The sequence below is a fragment of the Pedococcus aerophilus genome (assembly GCF_039532215.1).
GTDB lineage: Bacteria > Actinomycetota > Actinomycetes > Actinomycetales > Dermatophilaceae > Pedococcus > Pedococcus aerophilus.
On sequence record NZ_BAAARN010000005.1, the window covers coordinates 334,377 to 354,815 of the forward strand.

Sequence of the window (20,439 nt, forward strand, 5' to 3'; positions counted from 1 at the left end):
CGGAGCCTAACGGCGGGGTGTGGCGCGCGCCCACGGCCCGTGGCCAACCTCACCGCCGTCGTGTGGTGTGGTCGCGGCACACCGTCACCCGAGGCGGGCCCGGCGCTCCTCCCAGCGGGTGGCGATCCCCTTCATCTCCTCGGTGATGAACTCGAGGAACTCGACGCTGAGCGCGAGACGGTGACCGGCGGGAGTCCGGCGACCGCCCACGAGGCCGACCCCCTCGCGCAACGTCGCGGTGATCGGCCCGTACGTCGCCGAGGAGTTGATCATGACGTCGTGCCAGGCGTCGTCGGCGACGACGAAGACGTCGCGCCGGCTGCCGGGCTCGCGCTCCCGGTGGATCATCCGGGTCGTCTCGAGGTAGCGGACCGCCCCGGAGACGGCAGCCGGGCTCACGGCCAGCGCCTCGCCGAGCTCGGCGGCGGTGAGGGTGCCGCTGTCCCGCGCGAGCAGGCAGGCGAAGACCCTGGCCGGAAGCCTCGGGAACCCTGCCGCCGTCAGGCTGGAGCCGAAGCGCTCGACGAAGCGTGCTCGCTCGTCCTCGGGTGTCGGTGCCGTCCGCGTGACCATGGCGACACTTTAGAACATTCAGTATTTAATGAAAACTGTGTACCGTGGATGCCATGACCACCGTGATCCACGCGGCAGGGCTGCGCAAGGAGTTCGGCCGCACTGCGGCCCTCGACGGCCTCGACCTCGAGGTCGGGCAGGGCGAGGTCCACGGGTTCCTCGGCCCCAACGGGTCGGGCAAGTCGACGACCATCCGGGTGCTGCTCGGTCTCCTGCGGGCCGATGCGGGAGAGGTCACCCTCCTCGGGGGCGACCCGTGGAGCGAGGCCGCGACCCTGCACCGGCGCCTCGCCTACGTCCCGGGGGACGTCGCCCTCTGGCCGAACCTCACTGGCGGCGAGGTGATCGACCTGCTCGGGCGGTTGCGCGGCGGGCACGACGAGCGTCGCCGGGTCGAGCTGCTCGAGCGCTTCGACCTCGACCCCACCAAGAAGGGCCGCGCCTACTCCAAGGGCAACCGGCAGAAGGTGGCCCTCGTGGCGGCCCTGGCCTCCGACGCCGAGCTGCTCATCCTCGACGAGCCGACCTCGGGGCTGGACCCGCTCATGGAGGAGGTCTTCCGGGACTGCATCCGCGAGGTGCGCGCCGAGGGCCGCACCGTCCTGCTGTCGAGCCACATCCTCAGCGAGGTCGAGCACCTCTGCGAGCGCGTGACGATCATCCGCGCCGGCCGGACGGTCCAGACCGGCAGCCTCGCCGACCTGCGCCACCTGTCGAGGACGACCGTGGACGCCGAGCTCGACCGCGCCCCTTCCGGGCTCGAGGCGGTGCCAGGTGTCCACGACCTGCGCGTCGACGGTCGCCACGTGCACCTCGGCGTCGACCCCGACGAGCTCTCGACCGTGATGAACCTCTTGGCGCAGTGCGGGATCCGCAGCATCACCAGCGCTCCCCCGAGCCTGGAAGAGCTCTTCATGAACCTCTACCGCGAGCCCGCGGAGGAACCCGTCGCCGGGGCCCGGCCATGAGGGCGCCGACCGGCACCGGGACCCTGTGGCGGCTCGCGCTGCGTCGCGACCTGGTGCTCGCGCCGGTGGTGGTGCTCCTGCTCGGCGGGATGGCGTGGAGCACGGCTGCGGCGACCGTCGCCCTCTACCCCGACCCCGCCCAGGCCACCTCGGCAGCCGTGGCGGCCAACGCATCCCCTGCGCTCGTGGCGCTCTACGGGCCGGTCCACGCGTCGATCGGCTCGCTCGCCAGCCTGAAGATGCTGTCCACCGGTGCCGTGGCCGTCGCGCTGACCGCGGTCTTCCTCCTGCGCCGCCACACGCGGACGGAGGAGGAGACCGGTCGGGTCGAGCTCCTCGGCGCAGGGGTGATCTCCCGCCACGCGCCGCTCACCGCCGCGATCCTGCACACGTCCGGCGTCGTCCTGCTCGCCAGCGCCCTGTGCGCCATCGGGTATGCCGCGTCCGGCCTCCCGCTCGGCGGCTCGGTCGCGCTCGGGCTGGCCTGGCTCGTCTCGGGACTCGCGTTCACCGGCGTCGCTGCGGTCGCGGTGCAGCTCACCGCCAGCGCGCGGACGGTGGCGGCGGTCGCGGGAAGTGGCGTCGCGGCGGCATACCTGCTCCGGGCGGCGGGCGACGCGTCCGGTGACGGGCCCTGGGGGTTCCTCGTGTGGCTGTCACCGCTGGGGTGGGCGCAGCAGCTGCGCCCGTACGCCGACGAGCAGTGGTGGGCAGCGCTGCCCGCGGTCGTTTTCACCGTCGCGACGATGGCGGCGGCCTACGTCCTGCGCAGCCGACGCGACCTCGGCTCGGGGCTCTTCGCCGACCGGGCCGGGCCGGCCCACACCTCCATGGGTTCGCCGCTCGCCCTCGCCTGGCGGTTGCAGCGGTCCGCGATCTTCGGTTGGTCGCTCGCGGTCGTGCTCGCCGGGGCGGTGATGGGCGGGTTCGCCTCCAGTGCGGGGACGCTGCTCGACTCCCCCGAGGCGCGCGAAATGATCCGCAGCCTGGGCGGGACGGGGTCGCTCACGGACGCGTTCATCGCGGCGGAGTTCGGGATCATGGCGGCCGTCGTCGCGGGCTTCGGGGTCGCCGCGGCGCTGCGGCTGCTCGGCGAGGAGAACTCCAGCCGCGCGGAGCTGACGCTGTCGACCGCCACCTCGCGCTGGAGCTGGCTGATGAGCCACGTGACCCTCGCGCTCCTCGGGAGCGCCGGGATTCTGGCCCTGCTCGGCGTGGGCGCAGCCGTCGCCGACGGCGCGACCCGTGGCGACCTGGGCGAGTCGTTCGCCCGGGTGCTGCCGGCTGCCCTGGTGCAGGTGGCCCCGGTGTGGGTGGTGATCGCGGTGGCGGTGCTGCTCTACGGCACCGCGTCCCGCCTGGCGATCGGCGCGTGGGTGGTGCTGGCGGCCTGCCTGGTCATCGGCCAGCTCGGCGAGCTGTTGAAGCTCCCGCGGGTGGTCCAGGAGCTGTCGCCGTTCCGGCACGTGCCGCTGCTCCCCGGAGGGGCTTTCGACCCGACCCCGGTGGTGGCGCTGGTAGCGCTGGCAGGAGTGCTCGTGCTGGCCGGGGGCAGCTTGTTCCGCCGACGCGACGTGCACTGACCGAGGCGCCCCTCTCCCCTGCTCCTGGCGCCAGCCGGGTCTTTGAGCGCCTGACCACGTCAGGGCGTGGTCAGGCGCTCAAAGACCCGCGGCGCAGGGCGCTGCGCGACGGGAGCCGGACGGGGCGCGGACTCAGGTGGTCTGGCGGACGACGGCGACGAGGTCCACCGGCAGGCCGAGCGCATCCGCCACCGTCGCGGCGACCAGCGTCCGCAGCCGCTGCTCGGCGCCGTCGGCGCGCGGCGAGCCCGTCACCGTGACGACCGCGCCTCCCCCGCCGGCGACGGCACGCGTGAGCAGGACGACGACATCGGCCGGCGTGAGCGCCAGCGCGTCAGCGGCCGCCGCACCCACTGCCCGACAGAGCTCCTCGTCGGAGGTCCGGTGGCTGTCGTCGGCAGGCACCGGCCGCGCGCCAGCCAGGGGCGGGAGGGTGAGGGTGATCCACGGCATGGGCGATCCTTGGCTCATGGGACGGTCGGTGGAGGACGCACGGGCAGGGTATGTCGTCGTGGGCAGTTCGGGGGTGCTCGCACCGATCGGGGCTGCACTGCGTTCGGCCGGTCACCCGGCGGCGGGGATCAGCCGCGGCAGCCGCCTGGAGCAGGGCGACTGGGACGAGCGGGTCGCCCTCGATGCCCGGGATCCCGACGCCGTCGCCTCGTGGCTGGCCACGCGAGACCTGTTGCCGCGCACCGTGATCGCCTACGCCCCGGCCACGTCACCCGAGGCCTTCGCCCGGCTGGCTGACGGGTGCGAGGTCGCGGTGCTGGTCGTGCCGTCCGCGTGGTCCGACCCCGGCGGCAGCGACGCCCTGGCCGCGTCGTGGCAGCTCGCGGACGACGTGCGGGTGCTCCGCCTGGGCTGGACCGGCGGCCCCGGGTCGGCGCGGTGGCACACGGCCGAGGAGATCTCCGCTGCAGCCCTCGCGCTCGCGCTCGACCCTGCCAGCGAAGAGATGCTCGGCCGCGTGAGGCCCTGGGACGAACGCCCCGGCGCTCCCGTCATCCGTGAGGAGCCGTGGCCGTCCGTCACGGGTGGCGTCGGGTTCGCCCAAGGGGTGTACGGCGACCAGGGCAACCTCGAGCTCGTCGCGGCCGACGCCGCGGGCGACGGCATCTGGGTGGGCTGGTGGAATGCCGACGACGAGGACCACCGGGCCGGAGCCGTGCCCGGGTCGTGGAGCGGGGCCAAGAGGTTCGCCGACGGTCACGGGTACGTGCAGGTGTCGATCACCCAGGCGGTGGCGGGTCCGAGCTTCCTCGAGGTGCTGGCCCTCTCCCCGACGGGCGACCTCGACCGGCACGTCTGGACCCCGACCGACGGCTTCACCCGCCACGGCACGCTGCTGCACGACGTCGTGGCGGCGGCACCGCTCGTGGTCGACGGGCAGGGCGACCACTGGGTGGTGGCCTCCACCACCGACGGACCGGTGGTCCTGCACGGGCGACCGGACGCGGCATACCCCGTCCTGGAGCTGGAGCCCGTGCAGACGGGAGTGGCGGCGCTCGCGCTGCTCCCCCGCACCGCGTGGGTGGTCGGTGCGACCTGGCACACCGACCACCTCGACCTGCTCGCCGTCGACGCCGGCAACGGCAAAGCCAGCGGCGTCGCTCTCTGGTGCTGCGGCGCGACAGACGCCGCGGCCACCCTTCGCGTCGACGGAGACGTGACCACCGGAAGCATTGCGGCACAGGGCAACTCGCTCGCAGTCGCCGTCTGCGCAGCAGGACGGGCGGTGCTCGTGCTGCTGGCCGGACCACCTGCCCCGACCGACCTCGGTCCGGCCGAGAACGCGACCGTCACGCCGGTGCAGGTCGGCCCTGACCGCGCCCCGGAGTGGCACGTCGTGACCACCCACGGCACCACGGCGACCCATCACCGCCACCGGGCCGACGGGGCCGCCGTCACCGTGCCGCAGCCGGTGGCGGCCCGGGCATGGGCAACCCCGGACACATCCTCCCTCCACGGACATCTCTGAGAGTTTTTGAGAGTTTCTGCTAGAGAATGCTTGTCACTGCTCGGAAGTGGTCCTACCGTTCTGACATCCGCCCCGCGCCGCGGGCTCAGGACCCGAAGGACCAAGGACATGTCCCACCAGGCACTCCAGCTCGACCGTCGAACCTTTCTGCGCACCACCGGACTCGTGGGCACCGGGATCGCCCTGACCGCCTGCTCAGGCGGCGGCGGCTCGACCCAGAACGCCGCATCGGCCACCACCGGGAAGCTCACCGGGACCGCCACCCTCACCACGTGGGGCAGTGACCAGGAGGTCGCCGCCTTCAAGAAGATCGCCGCCGACTTCCAGGCCGCCCGGGGCGCCAGCGTGAAGATCGAGGTGCTCCCCTACGACCAGATCCGGACCGTGGTCGACCGTCGCCTCCAGGCGAACCAGCCGCCGGACCTGTTCCGCGTGTCCTACACCGACGTCAGCGGCTACGCCCAGAACGGCGCCCTCGCCGACCTCACCGACTACATGGGCGACGGGTTCGGCGACGCGTTCTTCCCCGGCCTGTGGAACTCGGTCACCCTCGACGGCGCCCCGGTCGGCGTCCCGCACCACACGGACACCTCGGCCCTGGTCTACAACAAGGCGCACTTCGCCAAGGCCGGCATCACCGACGTGCCGAGCACCCTCGAGACCGCGTGGACCTGGCAGGAGTTCGAGGACGTCCTCACCAAGCTCAAGGCCGCCAACCCCGGCGTCGCACCCTTCGCCTTCAACTACCAGCTGTACGGCGCCTACCGCTGGTTCAACACCCTCTTCCAGGCCGGCGGCACGGTCCTCGACGCCAGCCAGAAGACCGTCACGCTCGACACCGACGCCGCCCGCAAGGCCCTCACCTGGACCCAGGGCCTCTACACCAAGGGCCTGCACGCCCCGAGCGTCCTCGTGAAGCGGCCCACCTACCCCGACGAGATCTTCCCGACCCAGAAGATCTCGATGATCCAGGCGGGCGACTTCCTCGTGCCCTCGCTCGACGCCGCCATCAAGAAGAAGTTCGAGTGGGGCGTCACCTACCTGCCCCGGGACGTCGCCGCGGCCACCGACCTCGGCGGCAACGCGGTCGTCGTCACCGATGCCGCGAAGAACAAGGACGTCGCAGCAGAGTTCGCGAAGTTCCTCGTCACCAAGGAGAACATGCAGTACTTCTGCGAGCAGACGACCGTGCTCCCGGTGCGCAAGGACCTCGCCGACGCCAAGCTCACGTATGCCGCGCGGCCCGACCTCATGCCCGTCTTCCAGAAGCAGGCCACCACGATGCCCGACGAGCTCGTGAAGACCTCGACGCTGCCGGCCTTCCCCGGCATCAACCAGGCCCTCGTCGACTCGATGGACCAGTTCCTGTCGAACCCGTCCGCGACGCCCGACTCGGTGATCTCCGCGATCACCGCCGGCATCGAGAAGGCCCTGAAGGGCTGAGGCCCGGGACCGGGGACAGGACGACGACCACGATGACGACTCGATGACGACGCGATGACGACCCAGGCGCCCACGGCCGGCCGGACCGCTCGGGGCAGCGCAGGACGAGGCGCGCCGCGCGGCGGCCCGCGCCTGCGGCTGCCTCGCCGTGGACCGGCCAACGCCGCCCTGCGCGCCGAGCGCTGGGCGGGGCTCGTGCTCGCGAGCCCCGCCCTGGTCGTCTTCACCGTCTTCATGTTCATCCCGCTGGCGCTGACCTTCTGGTACAGCCTGCACCGCTACTCCGGCTTCGGGCGGATGCGCTGGATCGGCACGGAGAACTACCGCAACATCGCCAGCGACTCGACGTTCTGGAAGGCCCTGCTCAACACCGTCCTCTACACGGCGATCACGGTCCCGATCGGCATCGCGCTCGGCCTCGGCGCCGCCCTGCTCCTCAACCGGGTCATGCCGGGTCGGGGGCTGTGGCGGGCCCTGGTCTACGTGCCGGTCGTCATCTCCGGCGTGGCCTCGGGCATCATCTTCCTGCGCCTGTTCGACCCCATCACCGGCATCCTCAACCAGCTGTTCACCGGCGTCGGCCTGCCGGCCGTCGACTGGCAGGGCAGCGGCACCGCGGCCCTCGTCTCGGTCATCATCGTCACCACGTGGCAGGGCATCGGCTTCGGGATGGTCGTCTACCTGTCCGGCCTGCAGGGCATCCCGGGCGAGCTGTACGAGGCGGGCGCTGTCGACGGCGCCGTCGGGTGGCGGCGGTTCTGGTACATCACCTGGCCGATGCTCGCGCCCACGACGTTCTTCCTCGTCGTCTACTCGATCATCGGCAGCTTCCAGGTCTTCGACGTCGTCTACGTCCTGACCCGTGGCGGCCCGGGCACGTCCACGACGTTCCTCGTCCAGTACGCCTACGACCAGGGGTTCAACCAGCGTCGCCAGGGGTATGCCGCTGCCATCGGCGTCATCATCTACGTCATCGTGCTGCTCTTCACCATCGCGCAGTGGCGCCTGTCCCGAGGGAGGGACGAAGCATGAGCATGGCTGCCATGACGCCACCCGCTGAGGTGGAGGAGCCGACGAAGGCGCGGGAGGGCGGCATACCGCAGTCGCGCCGGGTCGTGCTGACCCGCCTCGCCGTCGCGGTCCTCGGGGTCCTCGTCCTGATGTTCCCGATGTACTGGATGATCCGCACCTCGTTGGCGAGCACCGCCGAGCTGAGCGACCTCCCCGTCCCGCTGTGGCCGCAGGAGTGGCTGTGGCGCAACTACGTCGAGCCGTGGAAGGCCTACCCGTTCGCGCGCTGGCTGACGAACTCCGTCGTCATCGCCGCGCTGTCGGTGACCCTCACCCTGGCCATCAACCTCTGTGCCGGCTACGCGTTCGCCAAGCTGCGCTTCCCGCTGCGGAACGTGCTGTTCCTGCTCATCATCAGCACGCTCATGGTGCCGGTGCAGGTCATCATGGTCCCGCAGTTCCAGATCGTCATCGACCTCAACCTGCTCAACAGCACGTGGGGCGTGGTCCTGCCCCGCCTCGCCGAGGCCTTCGGGTTGTTCATGGCACGGCAGTTCTTCCTCGGCATCCCCGACGAGCTCATCGAGGCCGCACGGGTCGACGGCGCAGGGCACCTGCGGACGTTCTTCTCGATCGTCCTGCCGTTGTCGAAGCCGCTCATCGCCGCGCTGGTGATCTTCACCTTCATGTGGCGCTGGAACGAGTTCGTCTGGCCGCTCATCGTCCTCACCGACCCCAACGCCTACACCCTGCCCGTCGGCCTGCAGTTCCTCATCAGCCAGTTCAGCACCAACTTCGGGCCGCTGCTCGCGATGTCGTTCCTGTCGATCCTGCCGATGCTGCTCGTGTTCGCGGTCTTCCAGCGCTACTTCGTCGAGGGCGTGGCGAGGACGGGCCTGAAGTGACGACCACCCCCGCCCCGGTTCCCGTCCTGGTCACCCTCGGGTTCCCCGACTCCTTCCTCGACGCCGTCCGCGCCGTGGACCCGCGCATCGTCGTGCACCACCACCCCGTGCCGGACGACGGCGACGTCACAGGAGTCGTGCCCGCCGACGTCCTCGCATCCGCCGAGGTGATGTACACCAGCGCCCTGCTCCCCGGTCCCCAGGAGGCCCCCGCACTTCGGTGGGCCCAGCTCGACACCTCAGGCGTGGACCACTGCCGCGGCACGGGTCTGTGGGAGGGGCCCGCCACGATCACGACGCTCGGCGGGGTCAGCCCGGCGCCGCTCGCGGAGTGGATCATCATGGTCGTGCTGGCCCACGCGCACCGCCTGCGGGAGACCGAGAGGTATGCAGCGCAGCGCACCTGGCCGGACCGCGCCACCCGCTGGTCGCAGCTCATGCCGCGCAACCTGCGGACCAGCACCCTCGGCATCGTCGGCTACGGGCGGATCGGTGCCGAGGTCGCCCGCCTCGCCCGCGCCCTGGGCATGGAGGTCGTCGCCCTACGTCGCTCCCCTGCCCCCGACGCCACGGCGCCGAGGTTCAACAGCGCAGCCTCGGTGCCCGACGTCGAGGTCCTTTCCCCCCACCAGCTGCCAGAGCTGTTGCGCCGCAGCGACTACGTCGCGCTCACCGTGCCACTCACCCCTGAGACCCAAGGCATGATCGGCGCCACCGAGCTCGCCGTCATGAAGCCCGGCTCGGTCCTCGTCAACGGCAGCCGTGGCGGCGTCGTCGACGAGGACGCGCTCCTGGACGCCCTCGACGACGGGCCGCTCGACATGGTGGCCAGCGACGTCTTCGCCCAGGAGCCGCTGCCGACCGACCACCCCCTGTGGAACCACCCGCAGTCGATGGTCACGCCCCACGTGGCAGGGTTCGCCCCTGACTACCTCGAGGCCGTCACGGCCTTGTTCACCGAGAACCTCCGGCGCCACCTCGACGGAGCCCCGCTCCTCAACGTCGCCGACCGCGAAAGAGGTTACTGATGCTCCCCGTCCAGCGCCGCACCGAGACCCTGGCCCTCCTCTCCCAGCAGCACGCCGTCAGCGTGGAGGCCCTCGCCGCCCACCTCGGCGTCAGCGAGTCGACGGTCCGCCGCGACCTCGACGAGCTCGAGCGTCAGGGCATCGCCCGCCGGGTCCACGGGGGCGCCGTGCTCGAGGCGCAGGCCGACGGGGCCGATGCGCCCGAGCTGCCGCCGTTCATGCGTGAGGTCGAGCGCCAGCGGGAGAAGCAGGCGATCGCCCTGGCCGCCCGCGACCTGGTCCGCCCCGGTTCCGCCCTGCTGCTCACCGGTGGCACCACGACCGCGGCCCTCGCGCCGCTGCTCGTCGACGTGCCGGACGTGACCGTCGTGACCAACTCGCTGGACGTCGCCATCCGCCTGGCCAACGCCGACATCGAACTGGTCCTCCTCGGAGGGGCCCTGCGCCGCCCGGAGCTCAGCCTCCTCGGCTCGCTCGCCCAGTCCAGCGTCCGCGATGTCCACGTCGACCACGTCGTCATGGGCGTCTACGGCATCGACGACCGTGGCGGGCTGCTCGGCGCGAGCTCGACCGAGTGCGAGACCGACCGCATCCTGGCCCAGCAGGGCTCACGCCTGACCGTCCTGGCCGACTCCAGCAAGTTCACCCGCCGCAGTCCCCACCGGATCGCCGGGCTCGACGCGGTGTCCGAGCTCGTCACCACCGGGCACGCACCCCCCGACGCCGTCGACGCCCTGCGCACCCAGGGCGTCGACGTGCTCATCGCCCCCTCTCTGTGAGGGCCCGACCCCCCGACCCCGGTCGGGCCGAACGAGACCCCTGACCGCTCGGCCCGACCGGCACCACGAACCCAGTCCCGTTGTCCCGCAAGGCGACTCCGCTCCATACGCTCCGGAAGGACCACCCACCACCATGGCCGCCCGCACCATCGTCCTCATCGGCGCCGGCAGCGCCGTCTTCACCCGGGGCCTGCTCGCCGACCTCATCTCGGCCGACGACCTGGGGTCGTGGAACATCCGGCTCGTGGACGTCGACGAGGTGGCCCTCGGGGTGGCGGTGGGGCTCGCCGAGCTCATGGTGGCGGCGCGCGACGCGGGCGACCGGATCAGCGTCTCCGGCACGACCGACCGGACCGCGGCGCTTCCGGGGGCCGACTTCGTCGTCACGTGCGTCGGGGTCGGCGGGCGCGACGGCTGGCTCCGTGACCACGAGACCTGCCAGGCCCACGGGATCTTCCAGCCCGTCGGCGACTCGGTGATGCCGGGCGGGATCAGCCGGCTGCTGCGCACCGTGCCCGTCATGGTCGAGGTCGCCCAGGACGTGGTCCGCCTCGCGCCCGACGCGCTGTTCTTCAACTACAGCAACCCGATGACGGCCAACGTCATGGCGATGACGCGGTACGCAGGCGCCGACGTCGTGGGCCTGTGCCACGGGATGCACCACGTGCAGCGCGAGCTGGCGCAGTACGTCGACGCACCGTTCGAGCGCACCTCGACCCTCTACGCCGGCATCAACCACCTGACCTTCATCTACGACTTCCGCCTCGACGGGCAGGACGCCTGGCCGCTCGTCGCCGCGCGCCGCGCCGCCGAGGCACTCGAGGAGGCGAACCCCGACGACCTGGGCAACATCTGGGTCGACCACATCCGGGCTTCGAACAACCCCTTCTCGTGGGAGCTCTACGACACCTACGGCGCCTACCCTGCCGCGAACGACCGCCATGTCACCGAGTTCTGCCCGCAGCGCTGGCCCCGAGGCGCCTACTACGGCAAGACCCTCGGTGTGGACGCGTTCTCGGTGCCGGAGATCCTCGCGTGGGGTGAGGACCGCTACCAGTCGATGAAGGCGCAGGCCGAGGGACGGGTGCCGTTGGACGAGAGCGTGTTCGGTCGATCGACGGGTGAGCAGGAGCAGCTCATCGCGATCATCCGCTCGGTCCTGCAGGACCGTCGCGAGATGTTCTCGGTCAACGTGGTGAACAACGGTGCGGTCCCCGGCCTGCCGGACGACGCGGCGCTGGAGGTACCCGGCGTGGCCACCGCGCGGGGGCTGCGCGCCATCTCCGTGCCCGACCTCGGGACGCCGCTCACCGCGGTCCTCGCCGGACGGCTGACGTCCGTGTACCTCGCGATCGAGGCGGCCATGACGGGGAGCCTCGACCTCGTCGTGGAGGCACTCATCGCCGACGGCGCCGTCGGCGACCCGGTCGCCGCACGGACGCTGGCCGAGGCCCTGGTCTCCGCCCAGGCGCAGCACCTGCCGAGGTTCGCATGAGCGACCTGCGCAGCCGGGGCTGGTTCGACGCACCCAGCAAGAACGGCATCCTGCACCGGTCGTGGCTGCGCAGCGAGGGCCTGCCCGACGACAGCTTCACCGGCCGCCCCGTCATCGGCATCGCCCAGAGCTGGTCGGAGCTGACGCCGTGCAACGCCCACCTGCGTGAGGTGGCCGAGCACGTCAAGCGCGGCGTCTGGCAGGCCGGCGGCGTGCCCTTCGAGTTCCCGACGAGCTCCATCGGCGAGACCATGGTCCGCCCCTCGGCGATGCTGCTGCGCAACCTCGTGGCCATGGACCTCGAGGAGACACTGCGGGGCAACCCCGTCGACGGCGTCGTCCTCCTCGCGGGGTGCGACAAGACCACGCCGGCGTACCTGCTCGGTGCCGCCAGCACCGACCTGCCCTCGCTCCTCGTCACCGGCGGACCGATGCTCAACGGGCGCTGGCGCGGGGGAACCGTCGGCTCCGGCACCGCCGTCTGGACCATGACCGAGGACCACCGCGCCGGGCGGATGACCGACGCCGACCTCGCCGAGGCAGAGTCCTGCATGAGCCGCAGCCGGGGGCACTGCATGACGATGGGCACGGCGTCCACGATGGCCCTGCTCACCGAGGTCCTCGGGATGCAGATGCCCGGCACCGCCGAGCTCCCGGCCGACGACGCCCGACGTCGCACGACCTCGCACCTCGCCGGACGACGGATCGTCGAGATGGTCGCCGAGGACCTGCGCCCCAGCGCGATCCTCACCCGCGAGGCCTTCGAGAACGCCGTCCGCGTCAACGCCGCCATCGGCGGGTCCACCAACGCCGTGGTGCACCTGCTGGCGCTCGCCCGGAGGATCGGCGTGCCGCTCGACCTCGACGACTTCGACTCCCTCGCGCGGGCCGTCCCGACGATCGTCGACGTCATGCCGTCCGGCCGCTTCCTCATGGAGGACTTCGCGTACGCCGGAGGGCTGGGGGCCGTGCTCGGCCAGCTCGGCGACCTCGTCCACCGCGAGACGATCGGTGTCTCGGGACGGACGCTGGACGACGCCTACGCGGGAGCACAGCGGTGGAACACCGAGGTCATCCGCGACCTCGACGAACCCTTCCAACCTGCTGGCACCGGCACCGCTGTCCTGCGCGGCAACCTCGCCCCGCGAGGTGCGGTCCTCAAGCAGTCGGCCGCCTCCCCCGACCTCATGGTCCACCGGGGTCGCGCGCTGGTCTGGGACGACTACGAGGACTACCTGCGCGACGCCGACGACCCCGAGCTCGACGTGCAGCCCGGCGACGTCCTGGTGCTGCGCGGGGCCGGCCCCAAGGGCTACCCCGGCATGCCGGAGATCGCGAACCTCCCCCTGCCGGCGAAGATGCTGGCCGCCGGGGTGACCGACATGGTGCGGATCAGCGACGCCCGCATGTCCGGCACGTCCTACGGCACGGTCGTCCTGCACGTCTGCCCCGAGTCGGCGGTCGGCGGACCGCTCGCCGCGGTCCGCTCCGGCGACACCATCGAGCTCGACGTGCCCGGCCGGCGGCTGCAGCTCGACATCACGGACGAGGAGCTTGCCGAGCGCCTCTCGTCCATCACGCCGACGCCGTGGCCCGCCACCCGCGGGTACCAGAAGCTCTACGTCGACCACGTCCTCCAGGCCGACGAGGGAGCCGACTTCGACTTCCTCGTCGGGGTGGAGCCCGCGACCATCCCGAGGAGGTCGCAGTGACCACGCGCCATACCGATCCGGCTCCCGGCACCCTGCTGGCACCGCCGCTCGACCCCCTCACCGCGCTCACCGCCTGCCGGACCCGTGTCCTCGAACGTGAGGGCATTGCGATGTTCGTGGCCGTCGACGACCTGCGACCCAGCGCCCGGACCCGGCCCGGACCGTCCGGGCGGCGGCTCTCGGCGCAGGAGGAGTCCGTGCGCGACGAGGGCCGCCTGCTGGCGTCGTTGCTCGACCTCTACCACTCGGGCCTCGAGGAGGCAGGGTTCCCCACCGACGACCCCGACCCCGACGAGACCGGCGCCCGCGAGCTCATCGACGCCCTGGCCGTCCTCGCCGACGTGCACCTGCGCGCCCAGCCGGAGGTGTCGTGAACACCCTCACCCACGACTACCAGCGCACGGCCTTCGCCGACGGCCGGTTCCTGCGGGTCGTCAACTGGCACAACACCCCCGAGGGTGGCCGGGCGACGCTGCGGGCCGAGCTGGTGTGGTACCTCGAGCGCTACCACCCGGTGCTGCCCGAGGACCTCGACCGCTTCACCGACACCGGACGCTGGCACCTCGACCGGCCCGGCTTCATCCCGGTGTTCTACGACAGCTACCTCAACAACGCCACGGTCGCGGCACCGGTCTGCGACGAGCTGGGCCTCACCGCGTGGTTCTTCCCCACGACCGCGATCCTCAGCATCCCGCCTGCCGAGCAGGCCGCGCTGGCCGAGCAGCACCACTTCTCGATCCTCGAGGAGGAGCGTGGGCAGCCGGCGTTCGCCATGACCTGGGACGACCTCGCGGTCATCGCCAGGCGCCACGTCGTCGCCGCGCACACGGCCACCCACGCGGCCGCCAAGGACATCACCACGCCCGAAGACGTCGAGCGTGAGATCAGCACACCCATCCGGCTGATCACCGAGCTGACCGGCGTCGTGCCGCCCGCGTTCGCGTTCCTGTTCGGCACGCCGCCGGTCGTCGGCACTCTCGCGGGTGACGCGGTGCTGGGCAGCGGGGTCCGCTACGCCACGACCAACACCTCCTACCTGCGGATCGCGGACTGACATGGCCGAGAGCACGTCCCGCCGACCGGTCGCCGTCGTGACCGGCGGCAGCCGTGGCATCGGCGCCGCCACCGCGGTGCGCCTGGCCGAGGAGGGGTATGACGTCGTCGTCACCTTCGCGACGCGCGCGGACGCCGCCTCAGCCGTTGTCGCCCGGTGCGAGGGAGCCGGCGCGCGCGCCTCGGCGGTGCGGCTGGACCTGCGTGACCTCGACGGGGTCGCGGAGGTCTTCGAGCACACGGACCGCGAGCACGGTCGACTCGACCTGCTGGTCAACAACGCCGGGGTGCTCCCTCCCGCCGGGCGCGTCGCCGACCTCGACGCCGCGCGGGTCACGTCGACCCTCCTCGTCGACGCGGCGGGTCCGGCGCTGTGCGCGGCCGGGGCCGTGCGCCGGATGAGCACCACCCACGGCGGCAGCGGCGGGGTGGTCGTCAACGTGTCCTCGCGCGCCGCCCAACGCGGTGGCGCGGGCGAGTTCGTCGACTACGCCATGGCCAAGGCAGCGGTCGACGCGCTCACCACCGGCTTGGCTGCCGAGGTGGCCGACGAGGGCATCCGCGTCGTCGGCGTGCGACCCGGCCTCGTCGACACCGACATGAACGCCGGGCAGCCCGGGCGGCTGGACCGCCTCGTGGCCACCGTGCCGCTGGGCCGCGCCGGCACCGCCGACGAGGTCGCCGCGGCGATCTGTTGGCTGGCCGGTCCGGACGCCGCGTACGTCACCGGCGTCACGCTCGACGTGTCCGGGGGGCGGTGAGGTGCTGGTGAACCCGCTGCACCACCGGCCCGGCCCCCACCTCCTCGTGGTCGGCGACCTGTGTCCCGACATCGTCGTGTCCGGCGTCGCCACGCGCGGACGTGAGCTGGCCTTCGGCCAGGCCGAGGAGCTCGTGGAGGCCACCACGCTGACCATGGGTGGCAGCGCCGCCATCACCGCCTCCGCCGCGGCGGCAGCGGGTGCCGCCGTCGCCCTCGTCGCCGTGGTCGGCAACGACGACCTCGGCCGGCTGTGCATCGGCTGGCTGGCCGACCGCGAGGTGGGGACGGACCAGGTCCGGGTCGCCGACGACGTCCGGACCGGCAGCTCGGTGGTCCTGGTGCGCGCCGACGACAGCAGCGACCGGCACATCCTCACCGAGCTGGGCGGCATCGCGGCCCTCACCGCGGACGAGGTGACCGATGTGCGCCTGGCGTCGGCGGGGCACGTGCACGTCGCCTCGTGGTTCCTCCTCGACGGCGCCCGCGACGGGCTGCCCGAGCGGCTCGCCGCGGCCCGCACCCGCGGGTGCACGACCAGCCTCGACACGAACGACGACCCGGCCGGTGCGTGGACGAGCGCCGTCGCGGCCCTGCCGCACTGCGACGTCCTGTTCTGCAACGACCGGGAGGCCACCGGCCTCGCGGGGACGGCGGACCCCGAGGCTGCGGCCGCGCAGCTCCTCGCGCTGATGCCCCACCGCGACGCGGACGCCCGCTTCCCCGCGGTGGTCCGCAAGCTCGGAGCCGAGGGCGCCCGGGTGGTCACCGCGCGCGGGACGGTGTCCGTCGAGGCCCCCGACGTCGAGGTCGTCGACACCGTCGGCGCCGGGGACACCCTCGCCGGGACGGTGCTCGCCGCCCTCGTCGCAGGCGCCGAGTGGCCGCGAGCGCTGCGCCTCGGTGTCGCCGCCGGGTCGTTGTCCACCACCGGCTCCGGCGGGGTGCAGGCCCAGCCGGATCTCCGGGCCACCCAGAACCTCGCGCGTGACCTCGAGGTCAGCGCCCACCCCCGCTCGGAACAGGAGAACTCACCATGAGCGTCGTACCCTCCCCCGGCTGGCACACCCGCACCGAGATCGCGAGCCAACCCGACCTGTGGACCGTCGCCCTCGAACGCGCCGCAACAGGGGTCCCGGGTCTGCCCGTGCCTGGCGAGTCCGTGCTGGTCCTCGGCTGCGGCACGTCCTTCTACGTCGGCACGGCCTACGCCCGGATCCGCGAGGACGCCGGGCACGGCACGACCGATGCGCTCATCGCGAGCGAGCTGCCCCGGCTCCTGCGCCCGTACGACCGGGTCGTGGCGATCAGTCGCTCGGGCACGTCGTCCGAGCTGCTCGACGCCGTCCGCGCGGCTCGCCGGCAGCAGCCCGGCATCCGCGTGACCGCCCTGCTGGGCGAGCAGGGGACGCCGCTGGCCGACCTGGCCGACGACGTGGTCGACCTGTCCTTCGCCGACGAGCAGAGCGTCGTCCAGACCCGCTTCCCGACGGTGCAGCTCGTCCTGCTCCGTGCCGCCCTCGGCCCGTCGGGCCACGGCGACGACACCGACCCGGCGGTGCTGGCCGGGCTGCCCGAGCGCGGCCGGTCGGCCCTCGCCGGCACCCTTCCCGCGACCGGGATCCGCCAGCTCGTCGTCCTCGGCCACGGCTGGGGCGTGGCGATCGCGGAGGAGGCCGCGCTGAAGGTCCGGGAGGCCGCTGGCCAGTGGACCGAGTCCTACGCCGTCGGCGAGTACCGCCACGGCCCCGTCGCCACCTGCGGTCCCGGCACCCTCGTGTGGGGCCTGGACGCCGTCCCGACCGACATCGTCGCGACGGTCGAGGCCGCCGGGGGTCGGATCGAGCACGGGTGCGGTGAGCCGTTGCTCGAGCTCGTCCGCCTGCACCGGTATGCCGTCGAGCTGGCCACCGAGGCCGGTCGCGACCCCGACGTCCCCAGCCTGCTGTCGCGCTCGGTGGTGCTCCCCGAGGCGGCCTCGTGACCGTCAGCGCCGCCATCGTCGGTCCCGGCCACATCGGCACCGACCTGCTCGCCAAGCTGCGGCGCAGCGAGCAGGTCGAGGTGCGCTGGGTGGTGGGTGTCGACCCCGCCTCGGACGGGCTCGCCGCTGCCGCCCGCCTCGGGGTGCAGACCTCCGCCGAGGGGGTCGAGTGGCTGCTCGCGCAGACCGAGCTCCCCGACCTGGTGTTCGAGGCGACGTCGGCCTCCGCCCATGCGCGGCACGCGCCCCTGTATGCCGCCGCCGGAATCACCGCCGTCGACCTCACGCCCGCAGCGGTGGGCCCCCTCGTGTGCCCGTCGGTCAACGGGTCCGACCTCGCGGACGCGACCAACGTCAACCTCATCACCTGCGGCGGGCAGGCCACGGTCCCGGTCGTGCACGCGGTCTCGCGGGTGGCGCCGGTCGACTACGCCGAGATCGTGGCGTCGATCGCCTCCCGGTCGGCGGGGCCCGGGACCAGGGCCAACATCGACGAGTTCACGCAGACCACGGCCCGCGCGCTGGAGTCGGTCGGCGGGGCCGCCCGCGGCAAGGCGATCATCGTCCTCAACCCCGTCGAGCCACCGATGGTCATGCGCGACACCGTCTACTGCTCCGTGCCCGTCGGCAGCTCGGACGACGACGTGTCCGCCTCGATCCACGCGATGGTGGCCGAGGTGCAGACCTACGTGCCCGGCTACCGGCTGCGGGCCGACCCGCAGTTCGACGACGTCGACACCCCGCAAGGCCCGCGCACCAGGGTGACCACGCTGCTCGAGGTCGCCGGGGCGGGCGACCACCTGCCACCGTGGGCCGGGAACCTCGACATCATGACCGCCGCTGCCGCCCGGGTCGGCGAGCTGCTGGCCGCCCGCACGGTGAGGAGCCACGCATGACCCAGCCGCCCCTTCCCGCTCCTTCGGACCACTCGGAAATCGTTGCCCCGCAAGGTATCCGGCTCACCGACTCGACCCTGCGGGACGGCAGCCACGCCATGCGCCACCAGTGGACCGAGGGCCAGGTGCGCGCCGTCGTGCACGCCCTCGACCGCAGCGGGGTCGAGGTCATCGAGGTCGCCCACGGTGACGGGCTCGGCGGCTCGTCCTTCAACTACGGCTTCTCGGGGACGTCGGAGATCGACCTCATAGCCGCCGCGGTCGAGGAGGCCGAGCAGGCGCGGATCGCCGTGCTCCTGCTGCCCGGCGTCGGCACCGTCGAGGACCTGCGGGCCGCGCACGGCGTCGGCGCCTCGGTCGCCCGCATCGCGACGCACTGCACCGAGGCCGACGTCTCGGCCCAGCACTTCGCGGCGGCCAGGGCGCTGGGCATGGAGACGGTCGGCTTCCTCATGCTGTCGCACCGCGCCTCACCGGAGGTGCTCGCCCAGCAGGCGCGGACCATGGTGGCTGCCGGCGCCGAGTGCGTCTACGTCGTCGACTCCGCCGGTGCCCTCGTCCTCGGTGACGCCCAGGCCCGGGTCGCCGCCCTCGTCGAGGAGATCGGGCCGCAGGCGCAGGTCGGCTTCCACGGCCACCAGAACCTCTCGCTCGGTGTCGCGAACTCCGTGCTCGCCCAGCAGCAGGGGGCCCTCCAGGTCGACGGCGCGCTCTGCGCCCTCGGCGCCGGGGCGGGCAACGCCCCCACCGAGGTGCTCTGCGCGACCTTCGAACGCCTCGGCATCCCCACCGGCGTCGACGTGCCCGGCGTGATGCGGGCGGCCGAGGACGTCGTCCGCCCCCTCGTGCCCCGGCTGCCCTGGATGGACCGCTCGGCGATCGTGCAGGGGACGGCCGGGGTCTACTCGAGCTTTCTGCTGCACGCCGAGCGAGCCGCCGACAGGTACGGCGTGCCGGCCCACCGCATCCTCCAACGCGTCGGCGAGGCCGGGTACGTCGGCGGGCAGGAGGACATGATCATCGACGTGGCGCTGCAGCTGCTGCGCGAGGACGAGGCGGCTGCCCGACCGTCGTGACGCCGGCTCCGGTGTGTGGCGTGTCCTAGGTCAGGTCGGTGCGGCCCTGGGCCTTCAGGGCGTCGACGATGCCCTTGACGTCCTGGGCCCGCTCGCGCGACATGACGAGCACCGCGTCGGGGGTGTCGACGACCACGACGTCGTCGATCCCGACGAGCGCGACGACCCGGTCCGTCCCGGGCACGATGACACCGGTCGAGTCGAGCACGCGCAGCTTGTCGGCGTCCCCCAGGACGCGGACCCCCGGCAGGCCGTGGGCGTCCTCGAGCAGCGTGCCGAGCGAGGCGAAGTCGCCCACGTCGTCCCAGCGGAACCCACCCGGCACCACCGCCACCCGCCCCTCGGCAGCCGCGGGCTCGGCGACGGCGTGGTCGATGGCGATCTTCTCCAGTCCCGGCCAGAGCTCGGCCAGCCTGGACGGGTCGGCTGCCACGGCCCGCAGCCCGGCTGCGAGCTCGGGGTGCCACTGGGCGAGCAGGTCGAGCAGGACCGAGGCCCTGACGACGAACATCCCTGCGTTCCACCGGAACCGGCCGGTCGCGAGGTAGCCCTCGGCGCGCTGGCGGTCCGGCTTCTCCACGAACTGCGCCACCGCACGAGCCGGGCCATCACCCAGGACGTCGCCCATCTCGATGTACCCGAACCCGGTGGCCGGGTGGGTGGGCTCGATGCCGATGGTGACGACGTGCCCGTCGGAGGCTGCCGCGACGGCAGCGGTGACGCAGGCGCGGAACTCCTCCTCGTCCCCGATCACGTGGTCCGCGGCGAACGAACCGAGCACCGCCTCGGGGTCGCGAGCCTCGAGCACCGCTGCGGCCCAACCGATCGCGGCCATCGAGTCCCGGGGCGACGGCTCGGCGAGCAGCTGGTCGGCCGGCAGGTCCGGGAGCTGCTTCGCCACGGCGTCGACGTGCGCCACCCCGGTGACGACGAGGACCTGCGCACCGGTGAGCGGCTCGAGCCGGTCCCACGTCGACTGGAGCAGCGAGCGCCCCGTGCCCGTGAGGTCGTGCAGGAACTTCGGCGACCCGGCACGCGACAGCGGCCACAGGCGCGTGCCCGCGCCACCGGCAGGGATCACGGCCCAGAAGTGCTCGTTCGACATGACGCGAACGCTAGCCCACCCCCGGCGCGGCACCGCCTGATCACCCCGCGCTCACCTGACACACCCCGGGCCGTCGCCGTCCCCTCA

General features: G+C 72.7%; 20 protein-coding genes. 17 read left to right on the top strand and 3 right to left on the bottom strand.

Translation table 11 applies throughout. From position 1 onward, the window contains the following. Positions 1–84: 84 nt before the first annotated feature. The gene (locus ABD286_RS18135) at positions 85–573 is read right to left on the bottom strand and encodes a GbsR/MarR family transcriptional regulator (protein WP_344196092.1); all 489 of its coding nucleotides are present in this window, start codon (positions 571–573) and stop codon (positions 85–87) included. Positions 574–626: 53 nt separating this feature from the next. On the opposite strand from ABD286_RS18135, the gene ABD286_RS18140 reads away from it, so the two are divergent. Both ABD286_RS18140 and ABD286_RS18145 read left to right on the top strand, forming a co-directional pair. Further along, positions 627–1,541, top strand: coding sequence for an ABC transporter ATP-binding protein (locus tag ABD286_RS18140; protein ID WP_344196094.1), 915 nt, complete (start codon positions 627–629; stop codon positions 1,539–1,541). Continuing rightward, complete coding sequence (locus tag ABD286_RS18145; protein WP_344196096.1) at positions 1,538–3,124, top strand: ABC transporter permease; 1,587 nt, start codon at positions 1,538–1,540, stop codon at positions 3,122–3,124. The genes ABD286_RS18140 and ABD286_RS18145 overlap by 4 nt, the downstream gene beginning before the upstream one ends. A 132-nt stretch (positions 3,125–3,256) precedes the next feature. On the opposite strand, the gene ABD286_RS18150 is transcribed toward ABD286_RS18145, so the two are convergent. Next, entirely contained in the window at positions 3,257–3,577 is a 321-nt protein-coding gene (locus ABD286_RS18150; protein WP_344196098.1) for a hypothetical protein, read from the bottom strand. 16 nt (positions 3,578–3,593) lie between these two features. On the opposite strand from ABD286_RS18150, the gene ABD286_RS18155 reads away from it, so the two are divergent. From ABD286_RS18155 to dmpG, 15 genes are all read left to right on the top strand, one after another. Next, the gene (locus tag ABD286_RS18155) at positions 3,594–5,105 is read left to right on the top strand and encodes a Rossmann-fold NAD(P)-binding domain-containing protein (RefSeq protein ID WP_344196100.1); all 1,512 of its coding nucleotides are present in this window, start codon (positions 3,594–3,596) and stop codon (positions 5,103–5,105) included. 108 nt (positions 5,106–5,213) lie between these two features. Continuing rightward, the gene (locus tag ABD286_RS18160; RefSeq protein ID WP_344196102.1) at positions 5,214–6,548 is read left to right on the top strand and encodes an ABC transporter substrate-binding protein; all 1,335 of its coding nucleotides are present in this window, start codon (positions 5,214–5,216) and stop codon (positions 6,546–6,548) included. A 54-nt stretch (positions 6,549–6,602) separates the two neighbouring features. Then, positions 6,603–7,580, top strand: a complete 978-nt coding sequence (locus tag ABD286_RS18165; protein WP_344196104.1) for a carbohydrate ABC transporter permease — start codon at positions 6,603–6,605, stop codon at positions 7,578–7,580. Positions 7,581–7,591: 11 nt separating this feature from the next. Next, complete coding sequence (locus tag ABD286_RS18170; RefSeq protein ID WP_344196106.1) at positions 7,592–8,464, top strand: carbohydrate ABC transporter permease; 873 nt, start codon at positions 7,592–7,594, stop codon at positions 8,462–8,464. Next, a complete protein-coding gene (locus tag ABD286_RS18175) occupies positions 8,461–9,492 on the top strand; it encodes a D-2-hydroxyacid dehydrogenase (protein WP_344196108.1) in 1,032 nt (343 codons plus the stop codon). The genes ABD286_RS18170 and ABD286_RS18175 overlap by 4 nt, the downstream gene beginning before the upstream one ends. After that, positions 9,492–10,271 (top strand): DeoR/GlpR family DNA-binding transcription regulator, encoded by a 780-nt coding sequence (locus ABD286_RS18180; protein ID WP_344196110.1) that lies wholly within the window; start codon positions 9,492–9,494, stop codon positions 10,269–10,271. The genes ABD286_RS18175 and ABD286_RS18180 overlap by 1 nt, the downstream gene beginning before the upstream one ends. Positions 10,272–10,404: 133 nt before the next feature. Then, positions 10,405–11,766, top strand: a complete 1,362-nt coding sequence (locus ABD286_RS18185; RefSeq protein ID WP_344196112.1) for a family 4 glycosyl hydrolase — start codon at positions 10,405–10,407, stop codon at positions 11,764–11,766. Beyond that, positions 11,763–13,478 (top strand): IlvD/Edd family dehydratase, encoded by a 1,716-nt coding sequence (locus ABD286_RS18190; protein WP_344196114.1) that lies wholly within the window; start codon positions 11,763–11,765, stop codon positions 13,476–13,478. The genes ABD286_RS18185 and ABD286_RS18190 overlap by 4 nt, the downstream gene beginning before the upstream one ends. Continuing rightward, positions 13,475–13,852, top strand: coding sequence for a hypothetical protein (locus ABD286_RS18195; RefSeq protein ID WP_344196116.1), 378 nt, complete (start codon positions 13,475–13,477; stop codon positions 13,850–13,852). The genes ABD286_RS18190 and ABD286_RS18195 overlap by 4 nt, the downstream gene beginning before the upstream one ends. After that, the gene (locus ABD286_RS18200; protein WP_344196118.1) at positions 13,849–14,532 is read left to right on the top strand and encodes a polysaccharide deacetylase family protein; all 684 of its coding nucleotides are present in this window, start codon (positions 13,849–13,851) and stop codon (positions 14,530–14,532) included. The genes ABD286_RS18195 and ABD286_RS18200 overlap by 4 nt, the downstream gene beginning before the upstream one ends. 1 nt (position 14,533) lies before the next feature. After that, positions 14,534–15,292, top strand: coding sequence for an SDR family oxidoreductase (locus ABD286_RS18205; protein ID WP_344196120.1), 759 nt, complete (start codon positions 14,534–14,536; stop codon positions 15,290–15,292). A gap of 7 nt (positions 15,293–15,299) precedes the next feature. Continuing rightward, on the top strand, positions 15,300–16,331 hold the full coding sequence (locus tag ABD286_RS18210) for a carbohydrate kinase family protein (RefSeq protein WP_344196122.1): 1,032 nt from the start codon (positions 15,300–15,302) through the stop codon (positions 16,329–16,331). Then, positions 16,328–17,275: an SIS domain-containing protein gene (locus tag ABD286_RS18215; RefSeq protein WP_344196124.1), complete on the top strand. Its 948-nt coding sequence runs from the start codon at positions 16,328–16,330 to the stop codon at positions 17,273–17,275. Before ABD286_RS18210 ends, ABD286_RS18215 begins: the two co-directional genes overlap by 4 nt. Further along, positions 17,272–18,171 carry an acetaldehyde dehydrogenase (acetylating) gene (locus tag ABD286_RS18220; RefSeq protein ID WP_344196126.1) on the top strand — a complete coding sequence of 300 codons (900 nt, stop codon included), beginning with the start codon at positions 17,272–17,274 and terminating at the stop codon, positions 18,169–18,171. Before ABD286_RS18215 ends, ABD286_RS18220 begins: the two co-directional genes overlap by 4 nt. Beyond that, positions 18,168–19,247, top strand: a complete 1,080-nt coding sequence (dmpG, locus tag ABD286_RS18225; RefSeq protein ID WP_344196128.1) for a 4-hydroxy-2-oxovalerate aldolase — start codon at positions 18,168–18,170, stop codon at positions 19,245–19,247. Before ABD286_RS18220 ends, dmpG begins: the two co-directional genes overlap by 4 nt. A gap of 25 nt (positions 19,248–19,272) precedes the next feature. On the opposite strand, the gene ABD286_RS18230 is transcribed toward dmpG, so the two are convergent. Beyond that, complete coding sequence (locus ABD286_RS18230) at positions 19,273–20,352, bottom strand: mannose-1-phosphate guanylyltransferase (protein ID WP_344196130.1); 1,080 nt, start codon at positions 20,350–20,352, stop codon at positions 19,273–19,275. Between the last annotated feature and the right edge of the window lie 87 nt (positions 20,353–20,439).

Bases quoted from the DNA above. Each gene is read 5' to 3' on its own strand.
- ABD286_RS18135 (WP_344196092.1), bottom strand. From the start codon at position 573: ATGGTCACGCGGACGGCACCGACACCCGAGGACGAGCGAGCACGCTTC.
- ABD286_RS18140 (WP_344196094.1), top strand. From the start codon at position 627: ATGACCACCGTGATCCACGCGGCAGGGCTGCGCAAGGAGTTCGGCCGC.
- ABD286_RS18145 (WP_344196096.1), top strand. From the start codon at position 1,538: ATGAGGGCGCCGACCGGCACCGGGACCCTGTGGCGGCTCGCGCTGCGT.
- ABD286_RS18150 (WP_344196098.1), bottom strand. From the start codon at position 3,577: ATGCCGTGGATCACCCTCACCCTCCCGCCCCTGGCTGGCGCGCGGCCG.
- ABD286_RS18155 (WP_344196100.1), top strand. From the start codon at position 3,594: ATGGGACGGTCGGTGGAGGACGCACGGGCAGGGTATGTCGTCGTGGGC.
- ABD286_RS18160 (WP_344196102.1), top strand. From the start codon at position 5,214: ATGTCCCACCAGGCACTCCAGCTCGACCGTCGAACCTTTCTGCGCACC.
- ABD286_RS18165 (WP_344196104.1), top strand. From the start codon at position 6,603: ATGACGACCCAGGCGCCCACGGCCGGCCGGACCGCTCGGGGCAGCGCA.
- ABD286_RS18170 (WP_344196106.1), top strand. From the start codon at position 7,592: ATGACGCCACCCGCTGAGGTGGAGGAGCCGACGAAGGCGCGGGAGGGC.
- ABD286_RS18180 (WP_344196110.1), top strand. From the start codon at position 9,492: ATGCTCCCCGTCCAGCGCCGCACCGAGACCCTGGCCCTCCTCTCCCAG.
- ABD286_RS18185 (WP_344196112.1), top strand. From the start codon at position 10,405: ATGGCCGCCCGCACCATCGTCCTCATCGGCGCCGGCAGCGCCGTCTTC.
- ABD286_RS18190 (WP_344196114.1), top strand. From the start codon at position 11,763: ATGAGCGACCTGCGCAGCCGGGGCTGGTTCGACGCACCCAGCAAGAAC.
- ABD286_RS18205 (WP_344196120.1), top strand. From the start codon at position 14,534: ATGGCCGAGAGCACGTCCCGCCGACCGGTCGCCGTCGTGACCGGCGGC.
- ABD286_RS18215 (WP_344196124.1), top strand. From the start codon at position 16,328: ATGAGCGTCGTACCCTCCCCCGGCTGGCACACCCGCACCGAGATCGCG.
- dmpG (WP_344196128.1), top strand. From the start codon at position 18,168: ATGACCCAGCCGCCCCTTCCCGCTCCTTCGGACCACTCGGAAATCGTT.
- ABD286_RS18230 (WP_344196130.1), bottom strand. From the start codon at position 20,352: ATGTCGAACGAGCACTTCTGGGCCGTGATCCCTGCCGGTGGCGCGGGC.